This window comes from Pseudomonas sp. Marseille-Q5117 (assembly GCF_946901175.1).
In the GTDB taxonomy this organism is placed as follows: domain Bacteria; phylum Pseudomonadota; class Gammaproteobacteria; order Pseudomonadales; family Pseudomonadaceae; genus Aquipseudomonas; species Aquipseudomonas iranensis.
Genome location: NZ_CAMPPP010000027.1, coordinates 1 through 17,114, shown reverse-complemented (window position 1 = coordinate 17,114; position 17,114 = coordinate 1). Strand labels below are relative to the sequence as shown.

General features: G+C 62.6%; 12 protein-coding genes. 7 read left to right on the top strand and 5 right to left on the bottom strand.

The window, feature by feature from the left end; all coding sequences use genetic code 11:
• Positions 1–14: 14 nt before the first annotated feature.
• Complete coding sequence (locus OC605_RS27240; protein WP_262140410.1) at positions 15–1,043, bottom strand: alpha/beta hydrolase; 1,029 nt, start codon at positions 1,041–1,043, stop codon at positions 15–17.
• A gap of 134 nt (positions 1,044–1,177) precedes the next feature.
• On the opposite strand from OC605_RS27240, the gene OC605_RS27235 reads away from it, so the two are divergent.
• Positions 1,178–2,080 carry a LysR family transcriptional regulator gene (locus OC605_RS27235; RefSeq protein WP_122708057.1) on the top strand — a complete coding sequence of 301 codons (903 nt, stop codon included), beginning with the start codon at positions 1,178–1,180 and terminating at the stop codon, positions 2,078–2,080.
• 202 nt (positions 2,081–2,282) lie between these two features.
• On the opposite strand, the gene OC605_RS27230 is transcribed toward OC605_RS27235, so the two are convergent.
• The 4 genes from OC605_RS27230 to OC605_RS27215 form a co-directional block, all read right to left on the bottom strand.
• Positions 2,283–2,525 (bottom strand): hypothetical protein, encoded by a 243-nt coding sequence (locus OC605_RS27230; protein ID WP_122708339.1) that lies wholly within the window; start codon positions 2,523–2,525, stop codon positions 2,283–2,285.
• Positions 2,525–3,055 (bottom strand): hypothetical protein, encoded by a 531-nt coding sequence (locus OC605_RS27225; RefSeq protein ID WP_122708059.1) that lies wholly within the window; start codon positions 3,053–3,055, stop codon positions 2,525–2,527. Before OC605_RS27225 ends, OC605_RS27230 begins: the two co-directional genes overlap by 1 nt.
• 49 nt (positions 3,056–3,104) lie before the next feature.
• Positions 3,105–3,329 carry a DUF2188 domain-containing protein gene (locus tag OC605_RS27220; RefSeq protein ID WP_039758787.1) on the bottom strand — a complete coding sequence of 75 codons (225 nt, stop codon included), beginning with the start codon at positions 3,327–3,329 and terminating at the stop codon, positions 3,105–3,107.
• A gap of 83 nt (positions 3,330–3,412) precedes the next feature.
• Positions 3,413–4,330 (bottom strand): LysR substrate-binding domain-containing protein, encoded by a 918-nt coding sequence (locus OC605_RS27215; protein ID WP_262140409.1) that lies wholly within the window; start codon positions 4,328–4,330, stop codon positions 3,413–3,415.
• A gap of 194 nt (positions 4,331–4,524) precedes the next feature.
• On the opposite strand from OC605_RS27215, the gene OC605_RS27210 reads away from it, so the two are divergent.
• The 6 genes from OC605_RS27210 to OC605_RS27185 form a co-directional block, all read left to right on the top strand.
• Positions 4,525–5,274 (top strand): SDR family NAD(P)-dependent oxidoreductase, encoded by a 750-nt coding sequence (locus OC605_RS27210; RefSeq protein ID WP_262140408.1) that lies wholly within the window; start codon positions 4,525–4,527, stop codon positions 5,272–5,274.
• Positions 5,275–5,374: 100 nt separating this feature from the next.
• The gene (locus OC605_RS27205) at positions 5,375–6,673 is read left to right on the top strand and encodes an MFS transporter (protein WP_262140407.1); all 1,299 of its coding nucleotides are present in this window, start codon (positions 5,375–5,377) and stop codon (positions 6,671–6,673) included.
• A 17-nt stretch (positions 6,674–6,690) separates the two neighbouring features.
• A complete protein-coding gene (locus OC605_RS27200; RefSeq protein ID WP_197890457.1) occupies positions 6,691–7,539 on the top strand; it encodes a transketolase in 849 nt (282 codons plus the stop codon).
• Positions 7,536–8,564, top strand: a complete 1,029-nt coding sequence (locus OC605_RS27195) for a transketolase family protein (RefSeq protein WP_071171997.1) — start codon at positions 7,536–7,538, stop codon at positions 8,562–8,564. Before OC605_RS27200 ends, OC605_RS27195 begins: the two co-directional genes overlap by 4 nt.
• Before the next feature lie 61 nt (positions 8,565–8,625).
• The gene (locus OC605_RS27190) at positions 8,626–9,585 is read left to right on the top strand and encodes an alpha/beta hydrolase (RefSeq protein WP_262140406.1); all 960 of its coding nucleotides are present in this window, start codon (positions 8,626–8,628) and stop codon (positions 9,583–9,585) included.
• Positions 9,586–9,992: 407 nt separating this feature from the next.
• The coding region (locus OC605_RS27185) for an Ig-like domain-containing protein (protein ID WP_262140405.1) at positions 9,993–17,114 on the top strand (7,122 nt) is incomplete at its 3' end.

The following is a 17,114-nucleotide window of genomic DNA, read 5'->3' as shown; positions in this document are numbered from 1 at the left end:
CGTCGCGTTGAAAGTTACTTCAGGTTGCTCTTGAAGAACTGCGTCAGCTTGGCAAAAGGAATCAGCTCGACCCGGTCGTACAGATCGACATGGCCGGCATTCGGCACAATCACCAGTTCTTTCGGCTGACCCGCCAACCGGAAAGCCTCTTCGCTGAACTCACGGGAGTGCGCGTCGGCACCGGCAATAAACAACATCGGGCGCGGCGAGATGCTCTCGATATCGACGAACGGATAGAAGCTCATGAACTTGGTGTTGCTGCTCAGCGTCGGCCGCGTGGTCTGTTGTGGCGTCGAGCTGGCCGGGGTGAATTCGCCGCGCGGGGTGCGGTAGAAATCGAAGAACTCACGCTGGATCGGATGGGTGTCGGCCTTCAGTTCCAGCACGGTGCCGCCGGTGTATGCGACCTTGCCGCCAGTAAACTCGGCGTAACGCTGCTCGGCCGCTTGCGCAATGATCTGCTTGCGCTGCGCAAGGCTTTGCGAGTGCTTGAGGCCATCACGGTTGGCCGCGCCCATGTCGTACATGCTGACGGTGGCGATGGCTTTCATGCGTGGATCGATTTTCGCCGCGCTGATCACGAAGCTGCCGCTACCACAGATGCCCAACACGCCGATGCGCGCGCGGTCGATGAATGGCCGTGTGCCGAGGTAATCGACGGCCGCGCTGAAGTCTTCGGCATACATGTCCGGCAATACCGCGTTGCGCGGCGCGCCCTCGCTTTCGCCCCAGAACGACAGATCCAGCGACAGGGTGACAAAGCCCTGCTCCGCCAGTTTCTGCGCATACAGATTGGCGCTCTGCTCCTTTACCGCGCCCATCGGATGACCAACGATAATCGCCGCGCTGCGCGCTGCCGGGTCGAGTCCTTTAGGGACAAACAGGTTGCCGACCACGGTGAGTTGATATTGATTTTTGAAGCTGACCTTCTGCACGGTCACCTTGTCGCTTTTGAAGAAATTGTCGGCACCGTGGGACATGTCAGCTCCGAATGCAGTAAATGAACTCAGGAGAAACCCGAGCAGTATGAACAGTCGTTTCATGGGGGCGTCCTTGAACGAGAAACCAGGCGAGGCCGGGATGGAGGTATTGTTGCGCAGGCTCGAGGCTTTGATTAGCTAATGAGTGCTTAATGCGGTTATAAACGCAGCTAATCAATAAACCTGAGCATTGCGCCATGGCCAAACCCAATTTCAACGACCTGCTCGCCTTCGTCACCGTGGCCCGCAGCGGCAGCTTCACCCGCGCGGCGGTGCAACTGGGCGTGACGCAATCGGCGGTGAGCCAGGTAGTCTCGGCGCTGGAAGCGCGCCTGAAAATTCGCCTGCTGACCCGCACCACACGCAGCGTGTCACTGACGGCGGCCGGTGAACGCTTGCTGCACACCGTGGGCCATCGTTTCGATGAGATCGAAGCCGAGCTGGACGCGCTGACCGAGTTGCGCGACAAGCCTGCCGGTACGGTGCGCATCACCTGCGGCGACAACATCATCAAGACCACTCTGCTGCCCAAGCTGACGCCACTATTGCTGCAATACCCGGACATCAAGCTCGAGTTCGATATCAACTACGGTTTCCGTGACATCGTGGCCGACCGCTTCGATGCCGGCGTGCGTTTCAGCGATACCGTCGCCCAGGACATGATCGCCGTACCGATCGGCCCGCCGCTGCGCATGGCCGTCGTTGCCTCGCCCGACTACTTTGCCCGGCACCCCGCCCCGCAGCATCCGCGCGAGCTGGCGGCGCACCGCTGCATCGACATTCGATTTCCGACCTACGACGGTGTCGATGCCTGGGAATTTGAGCGGCAGGGCAAAAAGCTGAAAGTGCGGGTCGACGGCCAACTGGTGTTCAACTCCACCGTGCACATCGCCGACGCCGCTGTGAACGGATTGGGAATTGCCTACCTGCCTGAAGACGAGTTCGGTGCGCATCTGGCCGAAGGGCGTTTGGTCAGAGTGCTGGAAGACTGGTGCGAACCGTTCGGTGGCTTCCACCTCTACTACCCCAGCCGCCGCCAACCGTCGCCGGCGTTTTCACTGGTGGTGGATGCGTTGCGCGTGGATCCAGCCCCGTTGTAGGAGCGGGCCTGCTCGCGATAGCGTCGGCACATCCAACAGAGTAAGTGCCAGATCCAGCGCTTTCGCGAGCAGGCTCGCTCCCACATGGGATTTGTAAATCGATTGATTTCCGGGATGTGACGCAAATCCCTGTGGGAGCGAGCCTGCTCGCGAAGGCGCCAGACCCGGCACATCATCTCTGCATGCCAGCCCCGCGACACCCTCACAACTTCGGCACGTCCCCGGTCGCCTCGGCAATCGTCGCCAACGTTTCCTCCATGCTGGCGATGTCTTCATGCAGCTTTTGAAACACCAGATCCAGCGACTCGGGAGCGTCCACGGTCTGATGGCCACGCAGCGACTCGACGCTAGCGCTCTCCACGTGCTGGAGAATGTCCACACTTTCTCGCAGTGCCAACAGCTGATCGAAGATCGCGACAATCTGCGCCTGGCTGCGGGTGCTCATCATTTCCACCCAAGCCTGGCAATGATTTCACGGCGATACGGCGTGTCGATCTGAGCCGGCACCTGTTCGATATAGTCGCGCGCTTGTTCGTGCGCCGCGCCGCTCAACCCGGCCAGATAAGAAACTGCGTCGTCGACATTCGGCACCAGGCCTTCAATGTTCTTGAATCTGCCGGGCAGCGCCGTCCAGATCACCGCATCCAGTTGCCGAGGAATTGCCCATTCAGCAAGCACGCCCATCGGCGAGGTACCGACGGTGAAACTGCCGATGCCATCCTCCCTGCCCTCCGGCACGCCTTCTCGAATACGCAGGAGTTCACGGGCCTGATCGAGATCGGTCACGTCCAGGACCGACCACAGCACTTTGCACGGCGGCGCGTTCGCGCTTATGGCTGTAGTCAACTCGCCAGTGTCACTGACGCGAACGAAGTCGATCGGTACCTGCGGCCCGTCGGCAAACCATTCGCTGGCCAGCGGCAAGCCGTCCGGCTTCCAGATCAGTGAGCCCCATCCCAGACATGCGATGACCATATATCAAACCCTTCTGAAGAAACGATGAACACAGAAAAGAACAGCCTGCTCAGCCTTTGGTTTTTCGCGGGTCGGCAGCGCGTGGAAAGGTGCGTTCTTCCTGGATCGTCCCGTCCTCTTTATGGATTTTCAGCGAGGCGGTTTTGTCTTGGAGGTAGTCGCTGGCGATTTGGGTGATCTCGGCTTTGGTTGCAGCCGTTTTCGACGCACGCTGCGCGCCCTCTTTGACCAGTTCCCAGCGCTGCTGGTTTTTACTGATGTGGTAGTTATCCATTCCTTCACCTCTGATGTGAATGACGTGACCGTTAAAGGATTGACCTTGAGCGGTTCAGAGAGTTTGAAAGAATTGATCCCGACTCAATACGCGAATTCGTGCCCCAACTCGCTCTCCATCCACGCCAGAAAACGCCTGACCCGTGGAAAGCTCGAATGCGCTTTGGGGAATACCAGATGGTGCGCCGCCACCGCAGCACTCAGTGACTCAGGCGCTACTTCAACCAGCGTGCCCGCCGCCAGATACTTCTGCGCCAGCAATGTGCTTTCCAGTGCGAAACCCAAGCCATGACTCGCGGCTTCCAGCGACATGTATGAGCGATCGAAGCTCAATGCGTAAGGCCGTTCCGGACGCGCCAGGCCATGCTGGGCGAACCATTGCGGCCATTTGAGCAGGGTGGCTTCCGACAGAATCAGATCGCACTCCAGCAGATCCGCCGCGCCGCGCACCGGGCGTTGTGCGAGCAGTTTCGGTGAGGTAAGCACCGCGAACGTCTCGTTCCTTACCGTGCGCACCTCATAGCTTGGCCAGTTCGGCAGACCATGGCGGATATCGACGTCGATCTTGTCGCGACTGAAGTGCAGCGATTCATAGGAGCATGACAGGTTGATCTGAATGTCCGGATGACTGGCGCGAAACGCTTCCAGGCGCGGCATCAGCCAGAGCAGGCCGAAGCTTGGCGACGAGTGCAAGCGCAGGCAATCGAGGCTGACATCGCTGGCCGCACGCTCGGTGGCAACGGCGAGGCTGTGCAGAATCCCGGAGACTTCCTTGAGGTATTGCTCGCCGACCGGCGTCAGCGAGACGCCCCGAGCAGCGCGAACGAATAATTGCCGGCCGATCATCCCTTCCAGTTTCGCCAGTTGATGGCTGACTGCCGAGGGGGTCAGGTCCAGCAATTCCGCCGCTCTGGCGACGTTGCCGAAGCGCGCGGTTTGTTCGAAGGCCTGAATTGCTTTCAGCGGTGGCAGGATGATCGATGCCTCAGTGTCAGAGCGCATGGGGACTCCGTGGTGATTTCTTGTGATGTACGGACCGGTTTCATTCAAGCATTTGCGAAACGGCCTGACGAGTACTGAATTTTTTTCAGCATTGAGTGACTTCCGCGTTATTGCTCACGCTCGCCCCGGAGGACAAGCTGAGTCATCGGTTACTTACACACCGACCCAATAAAAACAATTCGAGGGAATCCTCCATGCTTCTTCAAGGCAAAGTCGCAATCATTACCGGTGCCGCATCTGCCCGTGGCATTGGCCGCGCTACCGCCAGCACATTTGCGCAACACGGCGCTCGCGTGGTCATCCTCGATCTGGATGCCTGCGCAGCACGTGACGCCGCCGCAGCACTGGGCGAAGGTCATCTGGGCCTGGCGGCCAACGTGGCCGACGAAGCGCAGGTTCAGCAAGCCGTCGCCGCCATCATCGAGCACTTCGGGCGCATCGATATTCTCGTCAACAACGCCGGCATCACCCAGCCACTGAAGACTCTGGATATTCGCCCTTCGGACTATGACAAGGTGCTGGACGTCAGCCTGCGCGGCACTTTGCTCATGTCGCAGGCGGTGATTCCGCTGATGCGTCAACAGTCTTCCGGCAGCATCGTCTGCATGTCGTCGGTGTCGGCCCAGCGCGGCGGTGGCATCTTCGGTGGCCCGCATTACAGCGCGGCCAAGGCCGGTGTGCTGGGGCTGGGCAAGGCCATGGCGCGGGAACTGGGGCCGGACAACATCCGCGTCAACTCCATCGCTCCCGGCCTTATTCACACCGACATCACCGGTGGCCTGATGCAGGACGAGCGCCGTCACGCCATCATCGACGGCATTCCGCTGGGTCGCCTGGGTCAAGCGCAGGACGTCGCCAACGCCGCGCTGTTTCTGGCCAGCGACCTGTCCGCTTATCTGACCGGCATCACCCTCGATGTGAACGGCGGCATGCTGATTCACTGAGTCACTCTGGGCGGGCCTGCGTGGCCCGTGCGGTTCTGGATCGATGACGCAGCCGGGCCTGATGGCCTGGCGGTCAATAAAAACAAGAGATCAGACCATCATGACTACCCTGTCGCTCGAAGCGGTTTCGACCGTGCGCTCTTCTGCCTACCGCAAAACGGCCTGGCGGCTGATGCCGTTCCTGATGCTGTGCTATTTGTGCGCGTATCTGGATCGGGTCAACGTCGGTTTCGCCAAGCTGCAAATGATGAACGATCTGGCCCTCAGCGAAACGGTCTACGGACTGGGTGCCGGGGTGTTTTTCATCGGCTATTTCCTCTGCGAAGTGCCCAGCAACATCATCCTGCACATGGTCGGCGCACGAGTGTGGATTGCGCGGATCATGATCACCTGGGGCATCGTCTCGGCGCTGTTCGCCTTCGTCGAAACCGCCTGGCAGTTCTACGCGCTGCGCTTTCTGCTGGGGATTGCCGAAGCCGGTTTGGCGCCGGGCCTGCTGCTCTATCTCACCTACTGGTTTCCGTCCTATCGGCGGGCGCGCATGACCGTGTTGTGGTTTATCGCCATTCCGCTGTCAGGCATGGTCGGTGGCCCGCTGTCCGGTTGGATCATGAACCACTTTGCCGGCGTGCACGGCTGGGCCGGCTGGCAGTGGATGTTCGTTCTCGAGGCGGTGCCCACCGTGGTCGTCGGCCTGCTGGTGCTGAGTTATCTGAAGGACGGCGTGCATCAGGCGACCTGGCTCAATGACGACGAAAAAGCCTTGATCACTCGCGAACTGGCCGAAGACGACCAGCAAAAGGTCACCCACGCCTCGATCGGCGAGTTCATCCGCGACCGGCGCTTGTGGCTGCTGGCGGCGATCTACTTCTGTGTGGTCATGGGCCAATATGCGATCACCTTCTGGCTGCCGACACTGGTACGTAATGCAGGGGTTTCCGACCCGCTGCACATCGGTTTCCTGACCAGCCTGCCTTATCTGTGCGCCATCGCCGCGATGCTGCTGGTCGGCCGCAGTGGCGACAAACATCGCGAGCGCCGCTGGCACCTGATCGTGCCGATGATCGCCGGTGCGATCGGCTTGAGTCTGGCAGCGCTGATGGGCGGCAATTCGACCTTGTCGATCCTCAGTCTGTGCCTCGCTGCCTCCGGCATTCTCTCCGCCACCTCGTTGTTCTGGATGCTGCCCACCACGCTGCTTGGCGGGGTGTCTGCGGCCGCCGGCATCGCCGCGGTCAACAGCTTCGCCAACCTCGCCGGGTTCTGCTCGCCTTATCTGATCGGCTGGATCACCACCCTGACCGGTTCCAGTGCCATCGGCATGTACCTGATCACCGGCGTGCTGCTCCTCGGCGCGAGCCTAGTTCTGCGTATTCCTGCCGCTTTGGTCAATCGTTGAGTCAACGGAGTTTCATCATGACGACTAATCTTGCACACGCTGCATCGCTGAGCCTGACCCAGCGCGCGCACAACATTCGCCGCCATGCACTGCGCATGGGCCAGGTTCAGGGCCAGGGCTATGTGGGCCAGGCCCTCGGCGCGGCTGACCTGCTGGCGGTGTCTTACTTTCATGCGATGAATCATCGTCCCCAGGATCCCGAGTGGGAGCAGCGCGATCGCTTCTATCTCTCCATCGGCCACTACGCCATCGCGCTGTACGCAGCGCTGATCGAAGCCGAGATCATTCCGCTCGACGAGCTGGAAACCTACGGTTCGGATGACAGCCGCCTGCCGATGTCGGGCATGGCCGCCTACACGCCGGGGATGGAAATCACCGGCGGTTCGCTGGGTCAGGGCCTGGGTATCGCGGTCGGTGCCTGCCTGGGCCTCAAGCGCAAAGGCTCGTCATCTTTCGTTTACAACCTGCTGTCCGATGGCGAACTCAATGAAGGCTCGACCTGGGAAGCGGTGATGTCGGCTTCGCACTGGCAGCTCGACAACCTGATCGCCATCGTCGACGTCAACAACCAGCAGGCCGACGGTTACTCCAGCGAGATTCTTTCGTTCGAACCCATCGTCGATCGCTGGCAAGCCTTTGGCTGGTTCACCCAGCGCGTCGACGGCAATGACCTCGACGCCCTGGTCGCTGCATTCGATGCCGCGCGCAATCACCCCGGCGGGCAACCGCGCGTGATCATCTGCGACACGAAAATGGGCAAAGGCGTGCCGTTTCTGGAGAACCGGGAAAAGACCCACTTCATTCGCGTCGAAGAGCACGAATGGGACCTGGCACTGAGCAACCTTGAAGAAGGAAAAGACCAATGAGCAACGCCGCCAACACTGCGCCTTCGACTGCCACTGGCGCGCCGGTGAAAAAGCGCCTGACCACCTCGGCGATGATTGCCTCGATTGCCTCCGAGGGGCAGGCGACCCGCTCGGCACCGTTCGGCCATGCGCTCGCAGCGCTGGCAGACCAGCGCGCGGACATCGTCGGTCTCTCGGCTGACCTGTCCAAGTACACCGACCTGCACATTTTCGCCAAGGCGCACCCGGAGCGTTTCTATCAGATGGGCATGGCCGAACAGTTGCTGATGAGCGCGGCCGCCGGCATGGCGCGTGAGGGTTTCGTGCCCTTCGCCACCACCTACGCGGTGTTCGCATCGCGCCGTGCTTACGACTTCATCTGCATGGCCATCGCCGAGGAAAACCTTAACGTCAAAATCGTTTGCGGTTTGCCCGGCCTCACCACGGGTTACGGGCCGAGCCACCAGGCCACCGATGATCTGGCTATTTTCCGCGCCATGCCCAATCTGATGATTGTCGACCCGTGCGATGCGCTGGAAATCGAACAGGCCGTGCCGGCCATCGCCGCTCACCAAGGCCCGGTCTACATGCGTTTGCTGCGCGGCAATGTGCCGTTGGTGCTGGACGAGTACGGTTATAAATTCGAGATCGGCAAGGCCAAGACCCTGCGCACCGGCAACGACGTGCTGATCATCTCCACCGGGCTGATGACCATGCGCTCGCTGGAAGCGGCCAAGCAATTGCAGGCCGACGGCATTGATGTGGCCGTGCTGCACGTGCCGACCATCAAGCCGCTGGATGAGCAAACCATTCTCGCCGAAGCACGCAAATCCGGGCGTCTGGTGGTCACAGCCGAGAACAGCTCGATCATCGGCGGTTTGGGTGAGGCGGTTGCCGGGTTGTTGTTGCGCAATGGCGTGACGCCCACCTTCAGGCAGATCGCGTTGCCCGACGCCTTCCTCGACGCCGGCGCCCTGCCGACGCTGCATGATCGCTACGGCATTTCGACGCCGGCCGTTTGCGCGCAGATCAAAGCCTGGCTGTAACTCCACCGTGAGCGGCGCCTCCATCCGAGGCGCTCGTTCATTCGCAACCAGGAGGCAGAACGTGAAAGCACATGAACTGCTGGATCCCGACTTCAAAAGCTTTTTAACCCCCGGCGCAGAAGCCTGGACGTTGGAAACGCTGCCCGCGATCAGGGAGCGTGTCCATGCGACATTCAGATCCCGAGAACCAGCGCGCGGTGAAAGCCTATGGATAAAGTCCCACGACGGTGAGGATTTGCGCCTGTGTCTTTACCGGCCCGCCGCCGCAGCAGCGGACGGTAATTTTGCGGTGATCCTGTACATCCACGGCGGAGGCTTCGTCCTTGGTTGCCCCGAAATGGCCGATGACTATCTGGCCAATCTCGCCGAAGCACTTCAGGCGATCATCGTTGCTGTCGATTACCGTCTCGCGCCCGAATACCGCTTCCCTATTCCTCTGGAGGATTGCTACACCGCCCTCGGCTGGGTTTTCGCCCACCCGCAAACGCTCAATATTGACGCCGACAAAGTAATCGTCATGGGCCACAGTGCCGGCGCCGGGCTGGCAGCAGCGCTGGCCATTGTGGCGCGGGATCGCGGGGAGTATTCCATCGCCAGTCAGGTGCTGGTTTATCCGATGCTCGATTACCGTTCGGGCAGCGCAGCCTCGCCTCAGCAGAACAGCACGACCGGAGTGATTGGCTGGCCGGCGCAAGCCAACCAGTTCTGTTGGGAGTGCCTGCGCGCTGACCAAGCGCTGGATGATCTGCCAATCGGCTGGTTTTCGCCGGCCCTGCAGGATGATCTGCGTGACTTGCCACCGACGTTTCTGGCCGTCGGGGCGCTGGATCTGTTTCTGGAAGAGGACGTTGCATTTGCCCTGCGGCTGTCCCGCGCCGGGGTTGCCGTCGAACTGCATGTCTACCCTGGGGCGCCACATATGTTTGATCAGTGCCCCGGCAGTGTTAGCGATCAGTCTGCGCTGGATATCGTCCGATCACTTCGGCGATCGATAGCTAGCGCATTAACTGCTGAGGGATAAAAAGAACAGCTGAAACGGTACAACAGGATTTCTTATACAAAACCTTCCTCCCCTTCTACGCTTTTTGATTAATACCTTCGCAGACAGGCAACTGCGGAGGGTGGCCTGCGCTTTGAGAAATTCAATATCGCTTAGCCATCACCCTCGGCGATTCCGCCCGGATCTTTTCCAGCGTTCCTTTGGATAATGTCGAAAACGACACATTTTGTTGCACCCAAAAACCGCCTGGATCCAACGTCCCGACAAACGGTAACGACCTGAATAGAACAGATTTTCAAATAGATAAACGTGGGCAAATGGCCCATCCAGACGCTCGTCAAAAATCAGGCAGCCCCATCTGACACTCCCTATCTATGGTTTTAAAACCATCCGTGGACGTCCGCCCCACCCATTTACAGGGAGTAGTAATGGACAACATCGTCATTGCCGACAAAGCCAATTCTCAGCTCACTGCCCAGAACTGGGGCAATGTTCAGCTCAGTCAGCCTTCAGTTGTACAAATGCCGGTTCGGCCCGATCAATTGGCTTCGACCAGTCGCAGCGGTCAGGATTTGATCGTCAATCTGAAGTCTGGCGAGCAAATCAAAATCTCCAATTTCTTTGTCACCAGCCCTGACGGCGTGCCCAATGACATTGTCTTTCAGGGTGACGACGCGACGTTGTGGCAGGCGCGCTACAGCGCCGAGCCGTTCAATGGCTTTACCTTTGATGAAATCAATTCGCTGGACGAACTGATCGCTGGCGTCGGTGTGGTGGATGGCGCAACGCCGGCCTGGGCGATTGCCGGGCTTGGCCTGTTGGGCGCGGGTGGTGCGGCGGCCGCTGCCGGCGGAAGTGGGGGCGGCGGTGGTGGTGGTGGCGGTGGAGACGCGACGCCTCCTGCGCCCGCGACCGGATTAACCTTGTCGGCCGATGGCCGCGTGCTGAGTGGTTTTGGCGAAGCTGGCAGTGTCGTTCAGGTACGCGACGCAGCCGGCAACCTTTTGGGTTCCGGAACCGTTGGCGCCGATGGCAGTTTCCAGGTCGACCTGGGTACGCCACAGAACAATGGCCAGCCGCTCGACGTCACGCTCACCGACCCTGCGGGCAACGTTTCGACGCCGGGTACGGTCACTGCGCCGGATACCACCGCGCCCACCGCGCCAGGCAATCTCAGCGTGAGCGCAGATGGCACGCAACTCGGCGGCACCGGTGAAGTCGGCTCGACCATCCAGGTGCGCGCCGCCGATGGCAGCCTGCTCGGCAGCGCCGTGGTTGCGGCCGATGGCACCTTCAGCGTCATCCTCAGCCCCGCGCAAACCGGCGGTCAGCCGCTGACAGTGAATGCCACCGATGCCGCAGGCAATATCTCGACCGGCGCAACGGTCAGCGCGCCGGAGATCGTCGAACCGACGACGCCAGGCAATCTCGATTTGAGCAGCGACGGCAGCCAACTGACCGGCACCGCCCGGGCCGGCACCACCATTGAGGTCCGTGCCGCCAACGGCGAATTGCTCGGGCGCGCGGCGGTGGCCGCTGATGGCACTTTCCTGCTGACGCTGATTCGTGCGCAGGCCAACGGTGAAACCTTCAGTGTCGTGGCAGTCAACAGCGCCGGTGCGCAATCGCCGGCCATCACCTTCAATGCGCCGGACATCACCGGCCCCGCCGCTGCGACGGATCTGGCCGTGAGCAGCGATGGCCTCTCGGTCACCGGCCGTGGCGAACCCGGCAGCACAGTCAGCGTCCCCAATGCGCAAGGCACGCTGCTCGGCACGGCTCTGGTCGCCGCCGATGGCTCGTTCACTGTGCAACTCAATGCCGCGCAAATCGATGGTGAGGCGCTGAGCGTGCTGGTCACCGACGCCGCCGGCAACCCTTCGCCAGCAGCGACCGTTATCGCTATCGATCTGGATGGCCTGACTCAACCGAGCGACATCGCGGTCAGCATCGATGGCACGCAGTTAAGCGGACGCGGCCAGGCCGGTTCGACCGTAACGGTGCGCGACGCCAACGGCAATCTGCTCGGCACGGCCGTTGTCGCGGCGGACGGCACGTTCAGCCTGCAACTGAGCAGTCCGCAGAACAATGGCGAAACACTGCAGATCAGTGCCAGCGACGCCGCTGGCAACACTTCCGCACCACTGAACTACGTGACGCCTGACACCCAAGGGCCGACGGCCGTCTCCGATCTTGCGCTCGACGCTCAGGGGCAGACGCTCACCGGTAAGGGTGAGTTGGGTGCGTCAGTCACTGTGCGCGATCCGGCCGGCAATATCATCGGCACCGGCACGGTGGGTGCCGACGGCAATTTTACCGTTCCACTTTCCACACCACAGACCGATGCGCAACAGCTGCAAGTGATCCAGACCGACGCGGACGGCAATCCTTCGGCGCCGGTCAACGTGATCGCACCCGATCTGACCACGCCGGTTGCCGTGACCGATGTAAGCATTTCCGCCAATGGCGCCGTGGTCTCCGGCGCGGGTCAGATCGGTGCGACCGTTACTGTCACTGACACCAATGGGACCGTGCTGGGAACAGCTATCGTCGGCAGCAACGGCCGGTTCGAAGTCACCTTGTCCTCGCCACAAACCAATGGCCAGAACCTCAGCGTCGTGCAGACCGATGGCTCGCCGTCGGGCTCGCCGGCAGTTCCAGTTGAAGCGCCGGATATCCAGGCCCCAACGGCTCCTTCGGATCTGACGCTGAATGCAGGTGGCACTGAACTGAGCGGCACCGGCGAACCCGGTGCCACGGTGTCGGTCAAGGATTCGGCCGGCAATGTGTTGGGCACCGCGATCGTCGACGGCAGCGGCGCCTTTACAGTGCCGCTGAACAGCCCGCAGATCGAAGGCCAGCAACTGCAAGTCAGCCAATCGGATGGCGTGAACGTTTCCCCCAGCACACCATTGACGGCGACGGACATCACCGCGCCGCTGGCGCCGGACAATGTCGTGCTCGCCAGTAACGGCGTGACCTTGACCGGCACCGGGCAAGCGGGCAGCACCGTAACCGTCAGCGCGCCCGACGGCACGGTGCTTGGCACTACGGTGGTCGCCAGCGACGGCAGTTTCAGCGTCAACCTGAGCCCGGCTCAGCTCGACGGTCAGGTGTTGAGTGTGATCCAGACCGATGCGAGCGCCCTGCCCTCGCCGGCCACGCCGGTCACCGCACCGGACATCACCGCCCCGCCTGCACCGAGCGGTCTGCTCATCGATCCGGCGGGTGCCACGGTCACCGGCACCACGCAGCCCAATAACACGGTGCAGGTGCTGGATGCCGACGGTAACGTCATCGGCACCGCGACCGCTGACGGCACGGGCGCCTTCACGGTCGACCTCGATACTGCGCAGACCAATGGCGAAGCCTTGCAAGTCGTGGTGTCGGACGGCGCCAACAGTTCGCTGCCAGGCACCGTTGCCGCGCCGGACAGCACCCCGCCGGCAGCGGTCAGCGATCTCGCGCTCAACCCCGCCGGTACGCAAGTGTCGGGACTTGCCGAACCGGGCACCACGGTCACCGTCAGCATTGCCGGCGGTGGCGCTGTGCTGGGCACCGCGACGGCCGATGCGGATGGCCGCTTTGTCGTGACCCTCAGCCCACCGGCCGAGCCTGGCGGTAATCTGGAAGTCATCAGCACGGATGGCGGCGGCAATGATTCGCCCGTCGTGCCGCTGGCAGGTCTGGACGGTAGCCAGGTCGCGACCCCGACCGATCTGGCCTTGAGTGCCGATGGTTTCACCCTGACTGGCGCCGGTACGCCCGGCTGCACCGTAACCGTGACCAGCAGCAGCGGCACGGTGCTCGGCTCAGGTCTGATCAACAGCTTCGGCCGCTTCACCCTGTTGCTCAGTAGCAAACAGATCAATGCGCAAGTCCTCCAGGTGACCGCCACAAGTCCCGACGGTGACGTGTCGATTCCGGGCACGGTGACGGCGATCGATGGCACCGCGCCGGATGCTGTGAGCAATCTAGCGCTGAATGCCAACGGCACAACACTCACTGGACGCGGAGAGGCCGGGGCGACGGTTACTGTCACCGACGCCACAGGTACCGTGCTCGGTACTGCACTGGTCGCCAGCAACGGCACGTTCAGCCTGACGCTGACGCCGGCACAACTTAATGGCCAGGCGCTTACCGCGATCCAGAGCGACGCCGCCGGCAACCTTTCGCAACCCGCTGGCATCATCGCCACCGATTTGCAACCGCCCGCCGCAGCGACTGGCGTTACGATCAATGACGTCGGCACCGTGGTCAAAGGCCAGGGCGAAGCCGGCAGCACCGTGACCGTGCGCGATGCCGCCGGCAATGTTCTGGCCACCGGCGTGGTCGATCAGAGCGGCAACTTCCAGGTCACCTTGCCCAATGCGCAGAACACCGGCGAAACCCTGCAGGTCACCCTGACCGACGCCAATGGCAACGCCTCGACTTCCACTGGCGTGATCACCATCGACGGCACCCCGCCGGCCGCCGTGCAGAATCCACTGATCAGCGCCGATGGCAGCACCCTCAGCGGCACGGGTGAAGCTGGCGCGACGGTCAATGTCACCACCGCCAACGGCACCCTGCTGGGTAGCGCCGTGGTTGGCGCGGACGGCTCGTTCAGCGTGACCCTGGCGCCAGCGCCGACCAATGGTGAGGCGCTGGCGATCAGCCAGACCGACCCCGCCGGCAACGTCTCGCCATCGACCAGCGTCACCGCACCCGACATCAGCCCACCGGCGGCACTGACCCAAGTCGCGGTGAATGCCGACGGCGTCACCGTTACCGGCCACGGCGAACCCGGCGCCACCGTGTCTGTACGCAGCGCCGACGGCACCTTGCTCGGCACCGCGCAGGTCGGCAGCGGCGGCGCGTTCACTGTCACGCTGAACACAGCACAACTGAATGCCGAAGTGCTGACCGTCACTCAGGAAGATCCGCCGGGCAACGTTTCGACGGCGGTTGAAGTCATCGCCGCGGATTTGACCGCGCCGGCGATTCCGAGCGCATTGACGCTCAATGCTGCCGGCGTGCAACTGGCCGGTAACGCCGAGGCCGGCAGTACCGTGACCGTACGCGACAGTCAGGGCAATCTTCTCGGTACCACCACGGCGGCGGCAAACGGCACTTTCCAGATTACCCTCAACAGTCCGCAAACCAATGGCCAGTCGCTGAACGTGACGGCCACCGATGCGGCAGGCAATCCGTCGGCCCCGGCAATCGTCAATGCGGTCGATAGCACGGCGCCGTTGGTGGCGAGCGATCTGGCGGTGAGCGCCAATGGTGCCACCCTGACCGGCATCGGCGAGGTCGGCGCCAGCGTGGAAGTTCGCGATGCCGGCGGTATTTTGCTGGGTACCGCGACCGTTGCCAGCAACGGCAATTTCAGCGTCACGTTGTCCCCGGCGGCGGTGGCTGGATCGAATCTTTCCGTGGTGCAGATCGATGCTGCCGGCAACACCGGAACGGCGGCGCCGGTGACTGCACCGGGCAATCTGGCGGAAAGTGCACCGACCAATCTGGCCCTCAGCGTCGACGGTCTGACCCTCACCGGCTCGGCCACCGCCGGCAGCACCGTGAGCATTCGCAATGCCTCGGGCGTGTTACTCGGCAGCGCGCTGGTGGCGGCCAATGGCACTTTCAGCGTCACCCTCAACGCCGCGCAACTCAACGGCGAACAGCTGTCTGCCGTGGCAACCTCGAGCACCGGCATTAATTCGTCACCGACCGACTACACCGCTGCCGATATCGCCGCGCCAACGCCGCTCAGCGAGCTGAGCCTGGCACCGAACGGCACGGCCCTGACCGGGCGCGGTGAAGCCGGCGCCACGGTGACCGTGCTCGGCACCGGCGGAGTGGTTCTCGGCAGCGCGGTGGTGGCGGCCAATGGCACGTTCAGCGTCACCCTCAGCCCGGCGCAGACTTCGGGCCAGACTTTGAGCCTGAGCCAGGCCGACACCGCCGGCAACGAATCCAACAGCGTCAACCTGATCGCCCCGGACCTGCTCGCGCCCAATGCGCCGGCGGCGCTGGTGGCAAGTGCTGACGGCACCCTGCTGTCGGGTACCGGTGAGGCCGGCACCACGGTCAACGTGTACAACGCCGCCGGAGCGCTGGTCGGCACCGGCACCGTGAGCATCGACGGCACGTTTGCGATCACCCTGACCACGCCGCAAGCCAATGGCCAGGCGCTGACCGTGTCGCTGACGGATGCGGCGGGCAACACCTCGGCAGCCACGCCGTTCACTTCGGTCGACAGCACACCGCCAGCGGCCGTTTCGCAACTGAGCATCGGCGGCGACGGCGCAAGCCTGACCGGGCGCGGCGAACCGGGCGCGCAGGTGCGCGTCATCGACAGCGACGGCAACGTGCTTGGCACCGTCGTGGTCAGCGCGACCGGTACCTTCACCCTGCCACTGAACCCGGCGTTGACCAACGCCGAAGTGATCACCGTGGTCCAGGCCGACGCAGCGGGCAACGACTCGCCGGCAGTGAACCTGACCACACCGGACTTCACCCCGCCTGATCCACTGGACAACGTCGACATCAACTCGTCCGGCGCGCTGGTCATCGGTACCGGCGAACCCGGCGCGACCGTGACCGTGCGCGATGCCAATGGCACCTTGATCGGCACCAGCGTGGTACTCGGCGACGGCACCTTCAGCGTCACCCTCAATCCGCCACAGATCAACGAACAGATCCTCAGCGTGCAGCAGGCTGATCCACCCGGCAACGTCAGCGCCCCGGTGTCGGTCACCGCACCGGATCTGACCCCGCCAGCGACGCCGGCCGATCTGCAACTGAATGCCGATGGCGGCCTGCTCACCGGTACCGGCGAAGTCGGCGCCACTGTCCGTGTGACGTCGGCCGATGGCACCGAACTGGGCACCGGGACCGTGGGCAGCGATGGTCGTTTCGAGGTCACGGTGATCCCAACACAGACCAATGGCCAAGCGCTGTTCGTAGTGTTGGCGGATGCGGCCGGAAATGCCTCGCCTGCCGGCACCCTGACCGCGCCGGACAGCACGCCTCCTGCCGCACTGACCGATGTCGAGATCGACGCCAGCGGCAGCCTCATCACCGGCTCCGGTGCGGCTGGCTCGCAGGTGGTCGTCACCAATGCGGTGGGCACCATCGTCGGCACTGGCACGGTGCAGGCCGACGGCAGTTTCAGCGTGACACTGGATCAGCCGCTGCTCAACGGTGAAGCCTTGTCGGTGATCCAGCGCGATGCGGCGGGCAACCCTTCGCCGATCGTGCCCGTTACTGCGCCGGACATCACCCTGCCCGCTGCGCCCACCGACCTCGTTCTCGCGCCCGACGGCGTGACATTGACCGGCAGCGGTGAAGCCGGCGCCACGGTGCGCGTGCTCAGCGCGACTGGCACGGTACTGGGCTCGGCAACCGTGACCGGCAATGGCTCGTTCAGCGTGACCCTCAACCCGCCGCAAGTGAACGGTGAGCTGTTGAGCGGCAATCAGACCGATCTGGCATCCAACACATCGCCGGCAGCGCCCGTGCAAGCGGGCGATATCACCGATCCACTGGAGGTGGCCGACCTCAAT

Coding starts and splice junctions, on each gene's coding strand:
- OC605_RS27195 (WP_071171997.1), top strand. CDS start 7,536: ATGAGCAACGCCGCCAACACTGCGCCTTCGACTGCCACTGGCGCGCCG.
- OC605_RS27205 (WP_262140407.1), top strand. CDS start 5,375: ATGACTACCCTGTCGCTCGAAGCGGTTTCGACCGTGCGCTCTTCTGCC.
- OC605_RS27215 (WP_262140409.1), bottom strand. CDS start 4,330: ATGCGCTCTGACACTGAGGCATCGATCATCCTGCCACCGCTGAAAGCA.
- OC605_RS27235 (WP_122708057.1), top strand. CDS start 1,178: ATGGCCAAACCCAATTTCAACGACCTGCTCGCCTTCGTCACCGTGGCC.
- OC605_RS27225 (WP_122708059.1), bottom strand. CDS start 3,055: ATGGTCATCGCATGTCTGGGATGGGGCTCACTGATCTGGAAGCCGGAC.
- OC605_RS27220 (WP_039758787.1), bottom strand. CDS start 3,329: ATGGATAACTACCACATCAGTAAAAACCAGCAGCGCTGGGAACTGGTC.
- OC605_RS27200 (WP_197890457.1), top strand. CDS start 6,691: ATGACGACTAATCTTGCACACGCTGCATCGCTGAGCCTGACCCAGCGC.
- OC605_RS27210 (WP_262140408.1), top strand. CDS start 4,525: ATGCTTCTTCAAGGCAAAGTCGCAATCATTACCGGTGCCGCATCTGCC.
- OC605_RS27230 (WP_122708339.1), bottom strand. CDS start 2,525: ATGAGCACCCGCAGCCAGGCGCAGATTGTCGCGATCTTCGATCAGCTG.
- OC605_RS27240 (WP_262140410.1), bottom strand. CDS start 1,043: ATGAAACGACTGTTCATACTGCTCGGGTTTCTCCTGAGTTCATTTACT.